The sequence below is a fragment of the Sphingopyxis sp. RIFCSPHIGHO2_12_FULL_65_19 genome, assembly GCF_001830555.1.
Taxonomy (GTDB): Bacteria; Pseudomonadota; Alphaproteobacteria; order Sphingomonadales; family Sphingomonadaceae; genus Sphingopyxis.
The window spans coordinates 45,558-63,009 of record NZ_MIAM01000056.1; the positions used below are offsets into that span (position 1 = coordinate 45,558).

The following is a 17,452-nucleotide window of genomic DNA, read 5'->3' on the forward strand; positions in this document are numbered from 1 at the left end:
CAAAAAAGTGCCCACGCGGACAGGTTTAGATGCTAAGACCGGGGCTTCGTCCCGAGTCGAACAAGACAGGAACAAAGCGCACTGCGTGCGCGTTCATATCGGGGGCGAATAAGATGGATTTTCGGGAAACGGAACGGGTGGAGACGAGCGACGTGGCGACGATGGAACTGACAAAGAACGACGCTCCGGCGGCTCCCGAAGGCAAGGGCGAATCGGCGCCAGCGGCCAAGCTCAACGACAGCAGCGAGGCGAAGGTCCACGCGCGCCGGTTCGACATCGTCACCGAACGCGACCGCGACGCGCTGCTCACCGATTTCGGCAAGGAAACGCTCGAGGATCGCTACCTCCTCCCCGGCGAATCATATCAGGATCTCTTCGCGCGCGTCGCGTCGGCCTATGCCGACGACCAGGATCATGCGCAGCGCCTCTATGATTATATCTCGAAACTGTGGTTCATGCCCGCGACCCCCGTTCTCTCGAACGGCGGCACCGGCCGCGGCCTGCCGATCAGCTGCTATCTGAACTCGGTCGACGACAGCCTCGAAGGCATCGTCGGCACGTGGAACGAGAATGTCTGGCTCGCCAGCCGCGGCGGCGGCATCGGCACCTATTGGGGCGCGGTGCGCGGCATCGGCGAACCCGTCGGCCTCAATGGCAAGACCAGCGGCATCATCCCCTTCGTCCGCGTCATGGACTCGCTCACTCTCGCGATCAGTCAGGGCTCGCTGCGCCGCGGCTCGGCTGCCTGCTATCTCGACGTCTCGCACCCGGAGATCGAGGAGTTTCTCGAGGTCCGCAAGCCGTCGGGCGACTTCAACCGCAAGGCATTGAACCTCCACCACGGTGTGCTCATCACCGATGAGTTTATGGAGGCTGTCCGCGACGGCACCGAATTCAACCTCCGCAGCCCCAAGGATCAGAGCGTCCGCGGCACCGTCGATGCGCGCTCGCTGTTCCAGAAGCTCGTCGAAACGCGCCTCGCGACCGGCGAGCCCTATATCATCTTCATCGACCAGGTGAACCGCATGATGCCCAAGCATCACCGCGACCTGGGGCTGAAGGTCACCACCTCGAACCTCTGCTCGGAAATCACGCTGCCCACCGGCCGCGACCATCTCGGCAATGATCGCACCGCGGTCTGCTGCCTCTCGTCCTTGAACCTCGAAACCTGGGACGAATGGAACGGCGACAAGCGTTTCATCGAAGACGTGATGCGCATGCTCGACAATGTCCTTCAGGATTATATCGACCGCGCCCCGCCCGAAATGGCGCGCGCCAAATATAGCGCCAGCCGCGAACGCAGCGTCGGCCTCGGCGTCATGGGCTTCCACAGCTTCCTCCAGGCGCGCGGCCTGCCGTTCGAGGGCGCGATGGCGAAATCGTCGAACCTGCGCGTCTTCAAGCATATCCGCGCGCAGGTCGATCAGGCGTCGATGCTGCTCGCCAAGGAACGCGGCCCCTGCCCCGACGCCGCCGATCAGGGCGTGATGGAACGCTTCAGCTGCAAGATGGCGATCGCGCCGACCGCGTCGATCAGCATCATCTGCGGCGGCACCAGCGCGTGCATCGAGCCGATCCCGGCGAACATCTACACGCACAAGACGCTGTCGGGCAGCTTCTCGATCCGCAACCCGCATCTGGAAGCGCTGCTCGTCGACAAGGCGAAGAACAGCGACAATGTCTGGAACTCGATCCTCGAAAAGGGCGGCAGCGTCCAGCACCTCGACTTCCTGACGCAGGATGAGAAGGACTGCTACAAGACCAGCTTCGAGATCGACCAGCGCTGGCTGCTCGAACTCGCCGCCGACCGCACCCCCTATATCGACCAGGCCGCCTCGCTGAACCTGTTCATCCCGGCCGACGTCGAGAAATGGGACCTGCTCATGCTCCACTATCGCGCATGGGAACTCGGCATCAAATCGCTCTATTACCTCCGCTCGAAATCGGTGCAGCGCGCCGGCTTCGCGGGCGGGGTCGAGGCCGACAACACGTCGGAAGCCCCGAAATACGAGCTGCAGACCACCGATTATGACGAGTGTCTGGCGTGCCAGTGACGCACGCGCCTACTCTCGTCACCCCGGACTTGATCCGGGGTCCAGAGCGGCGGAGCGCTATCGCGTGACGCATCTCTCCAGCATCAATCCGATCAAATGGCTGGAAGCGCGCCCCAAAGCGCACTTCTTGGCAAGGTTGGCGCTGACGCTGGTGATCATCCTCGTGGCGCAGCAATTGCTCAAGCTGGCGCCACGCGGAATTCAGGCGTGGCTCACTCTCGCGACTGGCGTCTTTTGCATCGGCTACGGCCTGTTCCAGACCACAAGCCACATGCGCGATCTGGAATGGCGCAATCCGGATCGGAACACGCTCACCGGCCTGCCCTATATTCTGGGAGGAGCGTTTCTACTGCTCCTCGTCTTCGCCGATCACGATCTAGCTTTCAATCTTCCGGAGTAACCCATGCCCCTTCTAGAAGCCCGCAACACCTACAAGCCCTTTGAATATCCCTGGGCATTCGATTTCTGGAAGCGCCAGCAGCAGATCCATTGGGTTCCCGAGGAAGTGCCGCTGGGCGAGGATTGCCGCGACTGGGCGCAAAAGATCAGCGACCATGAACGCAATCTGCTCACCCAGATTTTCCGCTTCTTCACCCAGGCCGATATCGAGGTGCAGGATTGCTACCACGACAAATATGGCCGCGTGTTCAAGCCGACCGAGATCAAGATGATGCTGACCGCGTTCAGCAACATGGAAACCGTGCATATCGCGGCCTATTCGCACCTGCTCGACACCATCGGCATGCCCGAAAGCGAATATGGCATGTTCCTCGAATATGACGAGATGCGCGCCAAGCATGACTATATGCAGCAGTTCGGCGTCGACAACGACGAAGACATTGCCCGCACCCTCGCGATGTTCGGCGGCTTTACCGAAGGCTTGCAGCTTTTCGCCAGCTTCGCGATGCTGATGAACTTCCCGCGCTTCAACAAGATGAAGGGCATGGGCCAGATCGTCAGCTGGTCGATCCGCGACGAAAGCCTGCATTGCGAAGGCATCATCAAACTGTTCCACACCTTCACCAAGGAACGCGACTGCCTGACCAAGGCGGTGAAGGAAGACATCATCGACACCTGCCAGAAAACGGTGCGGCTCGAAGATGCGTTCATCGACCTGGCGTTCGAGCAAGGCCCCGTCCCCGGCATGACGCCGAAGGAGATCAAACGCTACATCCGCTACATCGCCGACTGGCGCCTCGGCCAGCTGGGGTTCCAGCCGATCTACATGATCGACGAACACCCCCTCCCCTGGCTCGCCCCGCTCTTGAACGGCGTCGAGCACGCCAACTTCTTTGAAACGCGCGCGACCGAATACAGCAAGGGCGCGACCCGCGGCGAATGGAACAATGTCTGGTCCAGCTTCGACAACCGCAAGAAAGCCAAGGCGAACGACGACCTCGCCCCCGCGATCACCGCCGAAGCCGATGGCGAGGATATGTTCAAACAAGCCGGCATCGCCGCGGAGTGACCTAACTAAAACCCCTCCCGCAAGCGGGAGGGGCAGCGAAACTTGCCAGCTTGCTGGCTTAGTGCAGCGGGGTGGGGTTCAGCGATACGACGCGACGCCCGAAACCCCGAGAAAGAACCCAAATGACCGAAAAACAGAAACTCATCATCCTCAGCCAACCGCAGCGCGCAACGCTCGAAGGCCTGTCGAACCGCCGCCCGCAGCTCCCGACCGACGCAATCCGCGACGAACTCGTCACGCTGGGGCTGGTGGTGAAACAGGGCGCCAAATGGGCGCTGACCCCGCAGGGCAAGAAGGTGCTGGCGGCAAGCTCGAACCGGCGGAATGCAGGCGGGTTTTCGGTTTGAGCGAGGCAAGCTTGGCACGAACGACGGAGTAGAAGTTTGCTTACCGGATTTTCGATCTCCGATTTTCGCAATTTCGGTCAAGATCCAGAATGGCTACGCCCGCTATCGAGAGTAAATATAGTTATCGGTTCTAATAATTGCGGAAAATCGAATGTACTTAGATTCATCAAGCGCGTTCTAATCCCATCTATTTCTCCTAACCCGCCCCGTCTAAAAATTGCTTCTGCGGACCGTCCGATATCTGGATCAAATCTAGATAAGATTCTGGTCTCCATACCCTTCGATCCGGAGGATTACTATCAGCGTAGCCCTTGGCCAAAAGAATGGTCCAACGCGTTGAGAGCAGCCAAAGTCTTAACTACAGACCAGCTGCTGACAGTCGCCGTCTCTATTCATCGTCGAGACAACAGCCGGGAATACCCTATTCCCGCACCTGAAATCAGCTTAGAGCATCAAGCAAGTTTTCAAAGAATGTGGAGTGCTTTGACGGGATCTGGCAGGGGGTCCTACGAAGCTCACTGGTTCCCTCAAACCATGGCAACTTTTGCTAAATCGATATCAGAAAGCTACTCGAGCTTTTTTATTCCCTCTTTTAGGCAGATTCCAACGCGCGTGGAAGAATTCTTTGATGAATACTCTCAAGATCAAGGCAAAGAACACGTAATTGAAAAGCTAGCCGACCTCGCTTATCCAAGCTATTTGAATATGGACGATACAAAACGCTTTGAATCACTTAGAAGGTTTGTATCGACAGTGATCGAAGACGATCATGTTCAAATTCAAATTCCAAGCGATAAAAAAACTATTAATATAAAGAGCGGTAGAAACTTTCTTCCTCTTGAAATGCTTGGATCTGGAATTCACGAACTTGTTATACTCGCTTCTGAGATCATCACTCGACCGAACGACATAATTCTCTTGGAAGAACCCGAGGTTCACCTACATCCAACCCTTCAAAGAAGACTCATGCGTTTCATTTCAGAAGAAACCGAGAATCAGTTTTTTATAACCACGCATTCATCTGCTATAATTGACACCCCAGAAGCCCATATATTTGGTATTAGTTCTCATGATGGCATAGCGAAGATTAGACGGCTCCTGACATCTCAGGAAAAATTTGAAGCATGTAGAACAATGGGATTCAAGTCCAGCGACTTACTACAAGCCAATTGCGTTATTTGGGTCGAGGGGCCATCAGATAGAATATACGTTCTAGATTGGCTTTCACGTTCTGCGCCTCACCTCCAAGAGGCTGAGCATTTCTCAATTATGTTTTACGGTGGAAAACTCCTGAGCCACCTCTCTTTGAGCGATGCTGAATTTGAAAATATGATCCAACTCCTACCGCTTTGTCGACACCCCGCAATTTTAATCGACAGCGATCGGTCATCCGCAGAACAAGAAATTCGAAAAACAAAGCAACGAGTCGTAGATGAAATAGAAAGTGTTGGTGGCTTCGTTTGGGTAACCGACGGCCGTGAGATAGAAAATTACTATAAAAACTCGGATCGAGACGATGCTATTAAAGCGGTTCACTCCAGCGCGATAAGCACGTCGGCGAAGGGGAACAGATTTTCAAAACCGATAGATTATTGGGTTGGCGAGGCGGTCGATCAAAATCGACGCACAAGCGACAAAATGAAAATCGCCGTGGAACTTACAAAGAAAAAAATCGATCCATTGGAAGGAATGGAGGATGAATTTTCTCGAAAATTGTCAAATTTGATAATATATATCGAAAAATCAAATAGATAGAATGAAGCTGCGGAATTAGGGTAACGGGATTACGGTGGGATTACGGTGACAGTTTACTTAACCCCCAATACCCTACGCCACATGGATGCCGGATCAAGTCCGGCATGACAAATGACGGGTGACCCTTCGCTTCTTCGCCTGAACCAACACGCCCACACCCAAAATCCTATTTCGCACACCCCACCCCAAAAACCCCTGTCCTACATTATTCGCCTATGCTCCAAACTGGCGGATGAGCCACATCGCCCCCATCCCGCCCCCCGACGCGGCCATCGCCCCCACCGCCGAACCCGCCACCGCGCTCGACGCGCACGGCCACGACCCCGCCGCCTACGACTGGGTGCCGGTGCTGAAAAAGCGCCGCAAGGACGGCTGGTCGCCCGACAAGCAGCGCGCCTTTATCGAGGCGCTGGCCGATTGCGGCTCGGTCGCCACCGCGGCACGGCAGGTCGATATGTCCGAATCCTCCGCCTATCGCCTGCGCCGTTCACCCGGCGCCGAGGCATTCGACCGCGCCTGGTCCGCAGCGATCGACGCCGCGGCGAAGAAATTGCTCGACGCCGCCTTTGAACGCGCGCTCGTCGGCACCGACGAGCCGGTGTTCGACCGCGACGGCAACCGCGTCGGCCGCCGCCTGCGCCAGAGCGACCGATTGCTGATGTTCCTGCTGCGCGCTTATGGCCCCGACTGTTTCCGCAGCGCCGCCGCCCCGCGAACCGAAGCTGCTCCGGTGGCCGAGGCGCTGGTCCGCCTCCACCCCGCGCCGCCGGCCGCGCCCGCCGCGCTGATGGCGCCCGATGAGCTCGCGATGGCGCTCGACATCGCCGATCAATGCGACGGCCAATTGCCGCCCTGGCACCGCGAGGATCGTGACGCCCCGCTCGCCGTGCCCGCCGCGCGTCGCCGCGGCGCGCGATGAGGCTGACCTTCACTGAACTTTGCCGAATCCGCGCCGTCGGCGGGGCTGACCTTTACTGAACTTTGGTGAAAGATGCGGTCGGCGGGGCGGACCTTCCCCCCTTTGCCCTGCTCGGCGTCTCTGCGCGGCCGTGCAGCCCCAGGGAAATTCGGCTTTGGAAATCGGCACTTCGCGTTTAGGCTTTTCGCCATGGACCCATCGATCGCCCTGCTCGCGCCGCTCGCCCTTCTCGCTTCGGCCGCCGCGGCACAGGCCGGCGATCCGCCGCTGACCCGCTATACCGATCCGCAGGGCGTGACGTATCAGGCCCGCGTCTGGTCCTTGCCGATGCAACAGATGACCGCCGCGAACGCAACGGTCGCGCGCCGCCATATCGCCTGGTCGGTATCCGGCACATTGCCGGCCGCGCCCGTCGATGTGACGATGATGTGCCCGGTTGCGCCGGGGGGACAGGTCGGCGCCGGGTGCGACGTGGTCGGGCTGAACGCCGACAGCGTGGTCGCGCGGACTGCCCGGCGCCAGGTCGAATCGGTGGTGCCGCGTCTCGCCGGCTATCCCGCCGTCGGCGCCGATGCGGCGGTGCGCCGCTATGTCCGCTTCCCGCTGCGGATCGATCCCGCGACGCGGCCCGCGGTCAATCTGGACACGGGCGAGATGGTTGCGGCCAAATTGCTGCCGCCGCTTTTCAAACTGGGTCATTACGAACTGCCGCCGCGCTTTGCCCGCGACGGCGGGACGATCGACGTCCTGTGTCAGGTGCAGGCCGACCTGTCGGTCCTGTGCCGCCCCGCGGGTTCGTCGCCCCCCGAAATTGCCGAGCGCCTGCCCGTCGATTGGGCCAATCGCCGCAGCACCGCGGCACGCGTGCCCGCCAAACTGACCGACGGCCGGCCCGCGGCGGGCAAACGCACCACCATCACCATCCGCTTCGAGCCTGATCGGTAAGGCGCGAGTGCGGCCGGGGCGCCGCCCCGTTCGATCGCCTCAATTCATCACCGACCCCGCCGGAAACCCGCGCAGTCCGGCGACCGCGAACATGACCCCGCCGCGCACCGCCTCGGGCGAATCTTCGAGCAGGTACAGCTTCACCAACTCGCGCGTCACTTCGCTGTCGTCGTCGACGACCAGGCGCAGCGACGCGATGCCCAGTTCGCTCTTTGCCAGCACCACGTCGCGGATCAGCGGCAACGGCCAGCTTTCCGACGTGCCGCGATACAGCCGCGCACCGTCGTGCCAGATGAACGCATCGCGCCGCCGCCACGCGCGATAAAAGGCCGCGAAGCCGATCAGCGCCACGACGATGCCCGCACTCGCCAACAGGTTGCCGAACAGCACCGCGCGCAGCGCCTCGCCCGCGCCATAGTCCCACGCGCCATGCGCCTGCCGCACGATCAGCCCCGCCGCCGCCAGCGCGCACAGCAATTGCCCCGCCAGCAACGGCTTGGCCCGCAGCCGCCCGATCACGATCTGTCTGGAATACCCGCCTGTCATCGCGCGCTTACATAGGAAGCGCCGCCGCGCCGCGCCACCCCCGCCGCGCGGCCCGTCCGACGCGGTGAACCGAGCAACCTTTCGGCCGGCTATCGGTAGACTCGGCAAACCCCCTTGCCGGAGTAAACGACATCGAACCGAGAACCCTGATCGCTTATGCGCTGATCGTCTTGCTGGTGGCGGCGCTGATCGGCGGCGTCGCTTACCTTCGCCGCAACACCCACGACCGGCGGGCGCTCCGCCAGCGCGAGCGCGAACTCGCGCGGATCGAAGAAAGGGCGGCGGACGAGGCCTGACCGCTGATCGCGGCGACCGCTGCACCGCCGTTCGTCGCCCGCGCGCGCCGCTCCGTCGCATCGGTGCGCGGGCGGTGCAACGATCGCGCCCCGGGCAGGTTGCTCTTTGCGAAGGCATCGGCGCCGCCCCTTACCCCCCCCCGCGGGCGGCCGCCGATGCCCGACCACCCCATCCCCGCCGCCATCCCCACCCCCATCCTACGCCCGGCAAGCGGCCGAGCCGCGCTGGCGCCGAAACGGCGCGCGCCTATGAACCGGGGAAATCCTGGCCCGCCGTCACATCGACGGCGCCGTCGCCGCCGGTGGGGATTACAGTGCGGCCGAACCAGACGAAGCGCGCTGTCGGCTGCGTCAAATCGCGGTCGTAGCGCGCCTCGACCGCGGCGCGATCATATCCCATCCAGATCAGCGTCGCGGGCAAGATCTGGCTCGCCGAATGCCCCGATCGCGGCGCCGCGGCATAGGGTGCGGCAATCGCGTCGGGCAGGAAGGCCAGCATCGGCACCCGAAACTCGTCGGCAACCGCCTCTCGGCTGCAATGCGGCAGCGCGCCGGGGGTCAGATTCTGCCCATGGTCGGACGTATAGACAATCGCGACCTTCGCCCGATCGGCACCCGCCAGCAACCGCTCGAAAAAGCTGCGTTTCGACCAGGCGAGCGCCGTGTCATATTGCAGCGCAACCGAACTGTTGGCGGGAATCCGGCCCTTTGGATAATGGTCGCGGTACTGGAAATGGACGCCGCGCAGCACCGCATAGGTAAAGCTGCGTCCCGCGCCCCTCATCCGCGCGTTGAGCGCGTCGGCAATCTTCAGGTCGGTATCGATCCCGCCGACCATCGGCCGGTAATCCTCGATCAACGCGCGTTCGGGCGGCAGGATCAGATTTTGCGGCGCGCCCGTTACCTGGCCGTCGATCAGCGACGTCGTATAACCTGCCGCCTTGGCATAGGCCCAGATCGACGGCGTCATCCGCAGATCGGTGGCCGCCGACGCGCGGCGGACATCGACCCCCGACCGCAGCGCCACCTGCGCCGGCGCGCTGCAATGCCCGAGCGACGCGGCAATCCCGAAATCGCTGTGCGGCACGCCAGCGAGCTTCGGCGCAATCAGCCGCCGGAAAGGCTCTTCGGCGACGCTCTCGTCGACAACCCAGACAATATGCTGCGGGGACGCTGCGTCGGCGTCGGGTTTCAAGGCGGGCGCGCGGCGCGGCGGGGGCGGCGGCGCCGAAAGCAGGTCCCAACCGAGGCCATAAAGACTGCGCTCGGCCGCCTCGGGCCAGACTTCTGTGTGACGATAGAGCGGCGTCGGCACGATGAGCAGGACAAGCAGCACCGCCGCAGTCCCCCGGCTCCATGTAAAGGTCAGCGCACGACGCGCCCAACGCCGCGCAAGCAAAAAGAGCACCAGCGCCGCAATCGCCTGCGTCGCAACCCAGGCAAAATCGCGGCCAAACTCGCCCGCAGCGTTGCCCGCCTGTCCCGCTTCCGCGACCATCCATGCCAATGATCCGCCATCGACAAGTTCGTCGACGATCTGGCTGTATCCGATGTTGACCAGGATCGACGCAGTCGCAAGGACCAGCAACGCCGCCGCCCAGCGCCGCGGAAACATGAATAGCGCCGCCATGAAAACAGCCGCCTGAAATGCCATGAACAGAAAGGCCGTCACCGCGCTCTGTATATCGCCAGCAGCGAAGCGGTAGGCTACCCCGTGGGTGAGCTGGAAACGGTTGGCAATGGCATAGCCGGCGGCAAAGACCAGCACGGCGGCGGCCAACCGCCAAAGCCCTTTGCGTCGTGCGCGCGGCTCGCTGTCCCGGTCTGCCCTTTGCATCGGGCCACGCCCTAATGCCAAGATATTGAAAATTCCCATATGAAAATGGCCCGCGCCCAGTTGCGGGTGCGGGCCAGTTTCGGTGCCGACGCGCCCGATTGCGCCGTCGGCTCTCTGTTAAGTCGTTCGCAAATCCAGCGCTATTCTGCCTCTTCAAACAGATCGACCGCATTGGCGGCGTTTGCTGACAGGCGAACCGTGTCACCCTCCACCGCGGCGACGAGGCCCGCGGGCAGGTAATGATGCTTCCCGTCGACGCTGTCCGCCTTCGTCAGCTTGATCCGTTCACCGTCGAGATGGTCGACGGTGCCGACATGGACGCCATCGGCGCCGACGACAGTCATATCTTCCTTGATCGCGCTATGGTCATGCTCTGCCATGGTCATTCTCCTTGATGCTCCGGGGAGGGGAGCCTGACCATCATACGCACAGACAGCGAGTCGGCTCCATAGCCAGGGACGAGCCGCCCCAAAGCCCCGCCCGCTTACCAATGCGCTAGCACCATGGACGTCTTCGTCCCTCCCATCGCCGGGCCAGCCCTTCGTCGACAAGCACCGAACCGACGCTTTCCCCGTCACGCATCGGGACGCGCAGCTTGCGTCCATATCGGTCGGTATCGCGGCCCGTGCTTTTGAGGGTGAAGGCGCCATCGTTCAACCAGTCCCGAAGCCGGTCAGTAGCGGCCTCACCCAGCGCGGCCTCTTCGGCGCACCGCGCGGGATGCGTTTCAGGGGTGTCGATGTCGGCGATGCGATATTTCTCCCCCGAAAACCAAAAGGTGTCGCCATCGACGACACAGTTGCTGCCGCCACCGCCGTGGCAAAGGCCGAAGCGCGCCGACAGGGCATCGCTTCGGACAGGGTTGGCGCGCAGGAAGGGCATGGTGGTCGCAACCGGCGCATCGTCAGCCTGGCTGGTCGGTCCATGCTGGAACCCCGCCAATGCGGCGACGAAGCCTACCGCCATCAAGGGCGTGAGCCAAAAATTCGATCCCACCTGCCGCCGCGATCGCACAGATCGGTGACGGCGAACAGCGCGGCGGCGGGGATAATGAAAATCGGGTCCTGACATGACCCCAACCCTAGCGGCCGAGGTTTAGCAAAATCCCAACGAGGTGCCTCCGCTATGCACGGCATCGCGCCCGGTTACACCCGGTGCGGCACCGTTTCAGAATAAATGAAGGCCGTTCTCCTAAGGTGCGCCGCGGGGTTGGTCATCCTCGACCCCGCCCGGACCGAGTTCGTCGTCTGCGTCGTCGTCGCTGCGTTCGCCGCGATAAGCGTCCATGTCAATAACGCCCGATCGTCTCATCTGGCGCATATGGTCGACAAGGTCTTGCACATCGTCGCGCTCGTCGCCGCTGGTCGCCTTGTCGCTATCCTGCTGCCGACGCTCTTCCTGTGCCGCCTCGGCGACAATTTGCGCCTGGGCGTCTTCGTCATCTTGTTCGCGATTGCGCGCTTCGGGCGCATCGGCTTGGGGTTTGCGGGCGTCATCGATCATGGCCGGCTCCTTTCAATGGGGTGGCCGGAAAACGCATGTCGCCGCGCAGGCGTTCCTCAGGCCGCGGCCGCCAGCACCTTATTCTCGATAACGCGAATGAAAACCTCCGGGTCTTGCGCTCCGGGGACGAGCATCCGCCCGCCGAGGATGAACGCAGGAACGCCGGTGATGTTCTGGTCGGCCCAATAGGCTTCCTCGGTGCGGACCATTTCGCCAAACTCGCCCGACGCAAGGATCGCGGCGGCGCGGGTGCGGTCAAGCCCGACCGATGCAGCGACGTCGGCAAGGACGCCATGATCGCTGACGTCGCCATTGTCGGTAAAATGCGCCGCGAACAGCGCCAGTTTCAAAGCGGTCTGGACACCCGTTGCCGCTGCCTGTTCGGGTTCCTCGAGCGCCCCTGCCCACGTCAGCAGGCGATGCGCGTCGAAACTGTTGCGCATCCGGAACGTCGGCCCGCGATTGAAAGCAAAGCCAAGATCGGCAGCAATCCCAGCCAGCCTTCCCGTATTGGCGCGGCTCTGTTCGGCGCTGATGCCATATTTGCGCATCACATGGCTTGCCGCATCCTCGCCTTCGGGCGGCATGTCGGGATTGAGCTCGAACGGATGCCACTGGACGCGAAAGTCCAGCTGGCCCGCGAAATGATCGATCACCTTGCCGAATTTCAGCCAGCCGATGATGCACCAGGGGCACATCACGTCGGACACGATATCGACGCTGAGGCGCGGCACGCGCGGTTCGGTCACAATTCTTCTCCTGCCGGCGCGCGCCGCCGCGCTCAGTCGGAGCGGCGATCCTTGTCCGTTCGCCGGTCGCCCTTGCGACGATCCGGCCCATTGTAATTCGGGTCTTCGGCGACGCGGCGGTCGCCCGCCCGCCGGTCCGTACTCGACCTCTTGTCCTCTTCGCGCGTCATACGCTTCCTCCCCACCACAAAGGAAAACAGAAGCGACCTGGCGCCCAGTAACTCACATAATGGTTAAAAAGACAAGCAACGCCGGAATTCCGGCGATTATGGACGGTCGGCTTGGGGGTGGGAAGCGGGCGTTCTCCTATCCGTCATCCCAGCGAAGGCCGGGATGACGAGTTTATTGATGGCAACTAACGCTCCAAACCAACCAATCTCCCCGAAACTAATGCCCCGTCGCTGCCGCCGCATCGACCGGCGGCCGCGACAGCACCCACCAGCTGCCGATCATCAGCAGGACCGACAATGCCTCGACGATCATGCCCTGCACGATGCCGAAGTTGGTCGGGTCGCCCATCGCGACGCCGATCAGCCGTCCCGCCAGCGCGGTGCCATAAAGCGCCGCGGGCACCAGCAACGCGCGTACCCACGCCGGGACCAGCGCGCCGAGCGCCGCAGCACCCGCCGAGACGAGAAAGAAGGACGACAGATCGGCGCGCAGCGTGTTGATCGCGACGCCGCTGATCGTGAAGCCGAAGGTCTCGGTATAGCTAGCCGGATCGAACAATCCCCGCGCGCCGACAATGAAAAAGAACAGCGCCCAGAGCAGGACGGCTCCGCGCAAGACCATATTGACCATCACTTGTCTCCCCTGATTGGCCGACAGGCTGCGACATCGGGGCAAAAAGTGCAATCTATTCCGCGGGAAAAGTCTCTTCGATCCATCCGCCGCCAAGAACGCGCGAATTGTCGGCCGCGTCGAAAAGCACCGCTGCCTGTCCTGGAGCCACGCCATATTCGGGCGCCGCAAAGATAAGCTGCTCGCCATCCATCCGCGCGGGAACCGGCTTTGCCATGCTGCGCACCTTTGCCAGCACGTCGCGCCCCTCGACTGCGCCCAGCCAGTTCGCCTCGCCCAACCGCGCCCCAGATACCGCGAGCGCGCGTCGCGGACCAACAATGACCCGCTTCGCGCGCGCGTCGAGACGCACGACATAGAGCGGTTCAGCCTGTCCGCCGATCTCGATCCCGCGCCGCTGGCCGACGGTATAATGAATAAGCCCCTTGTGGGCGCCGAGCACGGTGCCGTCGATATGGACGATCTCACCCTGGTCATCGGCGTCGGGGCGGAGCTTGCGAACCAGCGTGGCATAATCGCCATCGGGAACGAAGCAGATATCCTGGCTGTCGGGCTTGCCGGCGACACCCAGGCCCAAATCGCGCGCGATCTCGCGCACCACAGTCTTTTCCAGCCCGCCCAAGGGGAAGCGTAGAAAGTCGAGCTGGTCCTGCGTCGTTGCGAACAGGAAATAGCTCTGGTCGCGCGCCGGATCGACCGCACGGTGCAACTCGGCACCTGCCGGCCCCGCCATGCGCCGGACATAATGGCCGGTCGCGAGACAATCGGCGCCCAGGTCCCTTGCCAGCCGGAACAGGTCGGTGAACTTCACTCCCATGTTGCAACGCACGCAGGGGATCGGCGTCCGCCCGGCGAGATATTCGTCGGCAAACTGGTCGATCACCGTATCGCGAAAGCGGCTTTCATGGTCATAGACATGATGTGCGAAACCAAGCCGGTCGGCGACGGCCCGCGCGTCGCGGATATCCTGGCCCGCACAACAGGCCCCGACGCGCTTGGCCTTCGCGCCATTGTCGTAAAGCTGAAGCGTCACGCCGATCACCTCGGCGCCCGACCGCGCCGCGAGCGCCGCAACGACGCTCGAATCGACGCCGCCCGACATCGCGACGACGATTCGCCGGTCCTTGAGCGGTCCGGCGAGTTGAAAGTCGGCCTGAGCAAGCCCGGCGGGGGAGGAAAGCAGCGTTGCCATATGCCCGGCCATCTAGGGACGCGGCCCCGAAAATGCCAGCTTTTCTGCGCAAAGCGTCAAGATATTGACAGGAGTTAAGCTTCGCTAACAAGCGATGAAATAGGCATTTACTGGACCTTAGGCCGTCTTCGCTAGACAAGTCTCATGAACTTCGTCCCGTCCGAACTTCCGCGCATCGCCGGCGCAGCCCGGTTGTCGAAGCCCGACTTCGACATCATCATGGCCGTTGCAGGCGTGCGCCAGGCGTCATTGCCCACGGTGCGAATGGTGCGGACGGCGGTGCATCGCGAATCGCATGCAGCAGCGCTTAATGCGCTCCGCGGCATGTTGTGCGGCGTCGTGCCGACGACGGAACAAAAGGCGCCGCAAGTCGTTCGATTCCTCAACCTGTCCGAGGATGGGAACGCCTTGCCCGAAACTATGAACAGCCTGTTTACCAGAGGATTTCAGGCGATGTTGAACCCCTCTGATTTAGGACAAAACGCGTCGGACATACCCCCCGCCGACGTAGACGATATGGAATGAACATGATCGAGAATCAGAAAATCCGGCCCGCTCAGGTCATCGGCCCCTTGGGAGAACCGCTGACGCTCGACTCGCTGCCGCCGCCGTCGACGACCCGCTGGGTCGTGCGTCGCAAGGCAGAAGTCGTCGCGGCCGTCAACGGCGGGCTTCTGTCCGTCGACGAGGCGTGCGAACGCTATGGGCTGACCCTCGAGGAATTTGCAGGCTGGCAGCGGTCGATCGACCGCAGCGGCATGCCGGGGCTGCGCGTCACGCGCATCCAGCACTACCGCGATCTTTACGAGCGCCAACAGCGCTTCTGAACCGCGGGACCGGACCAGACACGAGAGGGCGCTTCCGGCGCCCTCTTTTTTTGCCCGAACGGCACCGGCGCCAGCCATCGCGGATCGAACATGTCAGCCATCATCGGTATTTTTGACGATTTCATTGCAACCCTCTTGTTCACCCCGCGTTAAGCCCCGGAGTCAACTTTGGGAGTCACTCGATATGCGTAAGATGTTCATTACCCTCGCCGCCACCTCGGCCCTCGCGCTCGGCGCCTGCCAGAGCCCGGCCGCAGACAAGGTCGAGGATCAGGCCGAAGCCCAGGCTGACGCCATCGACGATCAGGCTGACGCAATGCCCGAAGGTCCGGCCAAGGAAGCCACCGAGGCGAAGGCCGACGCGGTCGAAGCCGCGGGCGAGGAAAAGGCCAACGCGATGGACGACAATGGCGAAATCGCCCCGTCGGAAGTCGCCCCGGCCGACGCAACCAAGTAAGGCCTGCCTTCCCTAAAGGGCAGCGTGAAGGGCGCCGGATTAATTCCGGCGCCCTTTATCGTGCGCTTCGTTTCTTTCGCGGACCTGTGATGGCGATCACCGCGGCATCGGGCGGACAGGGTTAACACCGCATTCGGGACGGGAACACGCTTTCAGCGAACCGCTTCACGGACCACCCTCCCGTCGCCACCTGCGACCCAAGGCGGCGGGAGGGGCTAGCCTTTGCTCTCCCCGACCGCACGGCCCTCGCTTTCGAGCGTACGGAACACGTCCTGAACCCCCGTCGCATCGGTATCGGCGCGCAGCGCGCCGATCGCGTCCGCCACATCGAGACGATATTCGGCGACCCCCGCCGACTCGCTTGTCCATTGGGCGCCCATCGACTTCACCAGATTTCGGGCGGCGTCATTCTCGCAGAGCATATGCACGTCGAGCGTCGCGAGCCCTTCGGCACGGCATTGGAACAGCAGCGCTGCGGTCATCATCCGCGCCAGCCCCAGTCCCTGAAAATCGTCGAGCACCGCCACCGAAAATTCGCCGGCCGGGCCGTCATGGCGATAGCGCACCGCATGGACCGCGCCGATCGGCGGGCGGTCGGGGCAATCGCTACAGATGGCACCCCATGCCAGATGGTCGTGCCCGTCGACCTCGGCCAGCCGATGGACGACCGCATCGGGCAGCACCGGGGCGGCGGAGAAGAAACGCAAATAGCGCGATTCGGCGGACAATTTTGCGATCCCGTCGCGGATCAGGGGCGCGTCGTCGGGCCTGATTGTGCGCAGGACAACCGCGGTCCCGTCGTTCAGCGCACTATGCACCTCGATCGCGTCGATGCGCGTCACCTGGCTATCGTCCCGTTCATCGCGGCCTCCCGATCCTTCCACGATAGGGAAGGCGCGCGGGTCCGGCAATCCGTGGCGGTGTCGCGCCGGACTACGCATTTTCCCCCCGCCGATATCGGTGAGATGTTGAAAGCCCAACCGCGCTTAACTTGGTATTTGTTGCAGTTCCAAGTCTGAAAGGTTGCAGGCCCGTGATCCACGCTCCATTCGACGGCATCCCCGGTTTTGAAACCCTCGGCGACAAGCTCACGCGCCTTCGCCGGGCCAAGGGACTGAGCAAGACCGACCTTGCCGAACAGCTCGGGGTCACGGCAACCTCGATCTGCTATTGGGAGCAGGGCCGGTCGCGCCCCCGGCTCGCCCGATTGCAGGAGCTTTCACAGCTTTTGGGCGCCTCACCCGCCGAACTGCTGTCGCAGGACAGCATCCGCACCGGCGATCATCTTGCCGATCTGGTCACCCGGATGCGCGCCGAAATCGCCCGCGCCGCGGGAACGACCCCATCGAAGGTGCGGATCGTCATCGAAATATAGCTGCCAGCTACTAGGCGTCGTCGCCCATCCGCAGCGCGGCGATAAACGCTTCCTGCGGAATGTTCACATTGCCATATTCGCGCATCCGCTTTTTGCCCTCTTTCTGCTTTTCGAGCAGCTTCTTCTTGCGGGTCGCGTCGCCGCCGTAACATTTGGCGGTCACGTCCTTGCGCAGCGCGGCGATGGTTTCGCGGGCGATGACCTTGCCGCCGATCGCGGCCTGGATCGGGATCTTGAACATGTGGCGCGGGATCAGGTCCTTCAGCCGCTCGCACATGCCGCGGCCGCGCGTCTCGGCGGTGCCGCGGTGGACGATCATGCTCAGCGCGTCGACCGGCTCGTTGTTGACGAGGATGCTCATCTTGACGAGGTCGCCGGCGC

At 62.4% G+C, this 17,452-nt stretch carries 20 protein-coding genes and 1 pseudogene; 11 read left to right on the forward strand and 10 right to left on the reverse strand.

The features are described 5' to 3' along the window. The first annotated feature begins 113 nt into the window (after nt 1-113). The 7 genes from A3E77_RS15760 (at nt 114) to A3E77_RS15790 (ending at nt 7,488) form a co-directional block, all read left to right on the forward strand. Entirely contained in the window at nt 114-2,054 is a 1,941-nt protein-coding gene (locus tag A3E77_RS15760) for a ribonucleoside-diphosphate reductase subunit alpha (RefSeq protein ID WP_293647653.1), read from the forward strand. 64 nt (nt 2,055-2,118) lie between these two features. Further along, entirely contained in the window at nt 2,119-2,454 is a 336-nt protein-coding gene (locus A3E77_RS15765; protein ID WP_293647655.1) for a hypothetical protein, read from the forward strand. 3 nt (nt 2,455-2,457) lie between these two features. After that, nucleotides 2,458-3,522, forward strand: coding sequence for a ribonucleotide-diphosphate reductase subunit beta (locus A3E77_RS15770; RefSeq protein ID WP_293647657.1), 1,065 nt, complete (start codon nt 2,458-2,460; stop codon nt 3,520-3,522). A 122-nt stretch (nt 3,523-3,644) separates the two neighbouring features. After that, nucleotides 3,645-3,869 (forward strand): hypothetical protein, encoded by a 225-nt coding sequence (locus tag A3E77_RS15775; RefSeq protein WP_293647659.1) that lies wholly within the window; start codon nt 3,645-3,647, stop codon nt 3,867-3,869. A 36-nt stretch (nt 3,870-3,905) separates the two neighbouring features. Beyond that, on the forward strand, nt 3,906-5,624 hold the full coding sequence (locus tag A3E77_RS15780) for an ATP-dependent nuclease (protein WP_293647661.1): 1,719 nt from the start codon (nt 3,906-3,908) through the stop codon (nt 5,622-5,624). Nucleotides 5,625-5,856: 232 nt separating this feature from the next. Next, nucleotides 5,857-6,543, forward strand: coding sequence for a hypothetical protein (locus A3E77_RS15785; protein ID WP_293647663.1), 687 nt, complete (start codon nt 5,857-5,859; stop codon nt 6,541-6,543). A 189-nt stretch (nt 6,544-6,732) separates the two neighbouring features. Continuing rightward, a complete protein-coding gene (locus A3E77_RS15790) occupies nt 6,733-7,488 on the forward strand; it encodes a hypothetical protein (protein WP_293647665.1) in 756 nt (251 codons plus the stop codon). Nucleotides 7,489-7,527: 39 nt separating this feature from the next. Here the strand turns inward: A3E77_RS15790 and A3E77_RS15795 are convergent, their stop codons facing one another. The 8 genes from A3E77_RS15795 to mnmA form a co-directional block, all read right to left on the reverse strand. Next, nucleotides 7,528-8,034, reverse strand: a complete 507-nt coding sequence (locus A3E77_RS15795) for a hypothetical protein (protein WP_293647667.1) — start codon at nt 8,032-8,034, stop codon at nt 7,528-7,530. Between the two features lie 543 nt (nt 8,035-8,577). Then, the gene (locus A3E77_RS15800) at nt 8,578-10,167 is read right to left on the reverse strand and encodes a sulfatase-like hydrolase/transferase (RefSeq protein ID WP_293647669.1); all 1,590 of its coding nucleotides are present in this window, start codon (nt 10,165-10,167) and stop codon (nt 8,578-8,580) included. Nucleotides 10,168-10,307: 140 nt separating this feature from the next. Then, a complete protein-coding gene (locus A3E77_RS15805) occupies nt 10,308-10,547 on the reverse strand; it encodes a DUF2171 domain-containing protein (RefSeq protein WP_293647671.1) in 240 nt (79 codons plus the stop codon). Nucleotides 10,548-10,662: 115 nt separating this feature from the next. Further along, the gene (locus tag A3E77_RS15810; RefSeq protein ID WP_293647673.1) at nt 10,663-11,133 is read right to left on the reverse strand and encodes a thermonuclease family protein; all 471 of its coding nucleotides are present in this window, start codon (nt 11,131-11,133) and stop codon (nt 10,663-10,665) included. Nucleotides 11,134-11,358: 225 nt separating this feature from the next. Next, nucleotides 11,359-11,670 carry a hypothetical protein gene (locus A3E77_RS15815; protein WP_293647706.1) on the reverse strand — a complete coding sequence of 104 codons (312 nt, stop codon included), beginning with the start codon at nt 11,668-11,670 and terminating at the stop codon, nt 11,359-11,361. A 56-nt stretch (nt 11,671-11,726) separates the two neighbouring features. Then, on the reverse strand, nt 11,727-12,419 hold the full coding sequence (locus tag A3E77_RS15820; protein ID WP_293647708.1) for a DsbA family oxidoreductase: 693 nt from the start codon (nt 12,417-12,419) through the stop codon (nt 11,727-11,729). Between the two features lie 387 nt (nt 12,420-12,806). After that, entirely contained in the window at nt 12,807-13,220 is a 414-nt protein-coding gene (locus tag A3E77_RS15825; protein ID WP_293647710.1) for a hypothetical protein, read from the reverse strand. A gap of 55 nt (nt 13,221-13,275) precedes the next feature. After that, nucleotides 13,276-14,412, reverse strand: a complete 1,137-nt coding sequence (mnmA, locus tag A3E77_RS15830; RefSeq protein ID WP_293647712.1) for a tRNA 2-thiouridine(34) synthase MnmA — start codon at nt 14,410-14,412, stop codon at nt 13,276-13,278. A gap of 144 nt (nt 14,413-14,556) precedes the next feature. Here mnmA and A3E77_RS15835 point away from each other — a divergent pair, with 144 nt between their 5' ends. The 3 genes from A3E77_RS15835 to A3E77_RS15845 all read left to right on the forward strand — a co-directional run bounded on the left by A3E77_RS15835 (nt 14,557) and on the right by A3E77_RS15845 (nt 15,696). After that, nucleotides 14,557-14,937, forward strand: a complete 381-nt coding sequence (locus A3E77_RS15835) for a hypothetical protein (protein ID WP_293647714.1) — start codon at nt 14,557-14,559, stop codon at nt 14,935-14,937. A 2-nt stretch (nt 14,938-14,939) separates the two neighbouring features. Then, nucleotides 14,940-15,239: a CtrA inhibitor SciP gene (gene sciP / locus A3E77_RS15840; RefSeq protein WP_037518529.1), complete on the forward strand. Its 300-nt coding sequence runs from the start codon at nt 14,940-14,942 to the stop codon at nt 15,237-15,239. A gap of 184 nt (nt 15,240-15,423) precedes the next feature. Then, the gene (locus A3E77_RS15845) at nt 15,424-15,696 is read left to right on the forward strand and encodes a hypothetical protein (RefSeq protein ID WP_293647716.1); all 273 of its coding nucleotides are present in this window, start codon (nt 15,424-15,426) and stop codon (nt 15,694-15,696) included. Nucleotides 15,697-15,911: 215 nt separating this feature from the next. On the opposite strand, the gene A3E77_RS15850 is transcribed toward A3E77_RS15845, so the two are convergent. Then, nucleotides 15,912-16,538, reverse strand: coding sequence for a GNAT family N-acetyltransferase (locus A3E77_RS15850; protein ID WP_293647718.1), 627 nt, complete (start codon nt 16,536-16,538; stop codon nt 15,912-15,914). A 191-nt stretch (nt 16,539-16,729) separates the two neighbouring features. On the opposite strand from A3E77_RS15850, the gene A3E77_RS15855 reads away from it, so the two are divergent. Then, nucleotides 16,730-17,071 carry a helix-turn-helix domain-containing protein gene (locus A3E77_RS15855; protein ID WP_293647720.1) on the forward strand — a complete coding sequence of 114 codons (342 nt, stop codon included), beginning with the start codon at nt 16,730-16,732 and terminating at the stop codon, nt 17,069-17,071. A gap of 10 nt (nt 17,072-17,081) precedes the next feature. Here A3E77_RS15855 and A3E77_RS15860 read toward each other — a convergent pair. Next, nucleotides 17,082-17,452 (reverse strand): annotated as a pseudogene (locus A3E77_RS15860) (elongation factor 4); the annotation flags it as partial.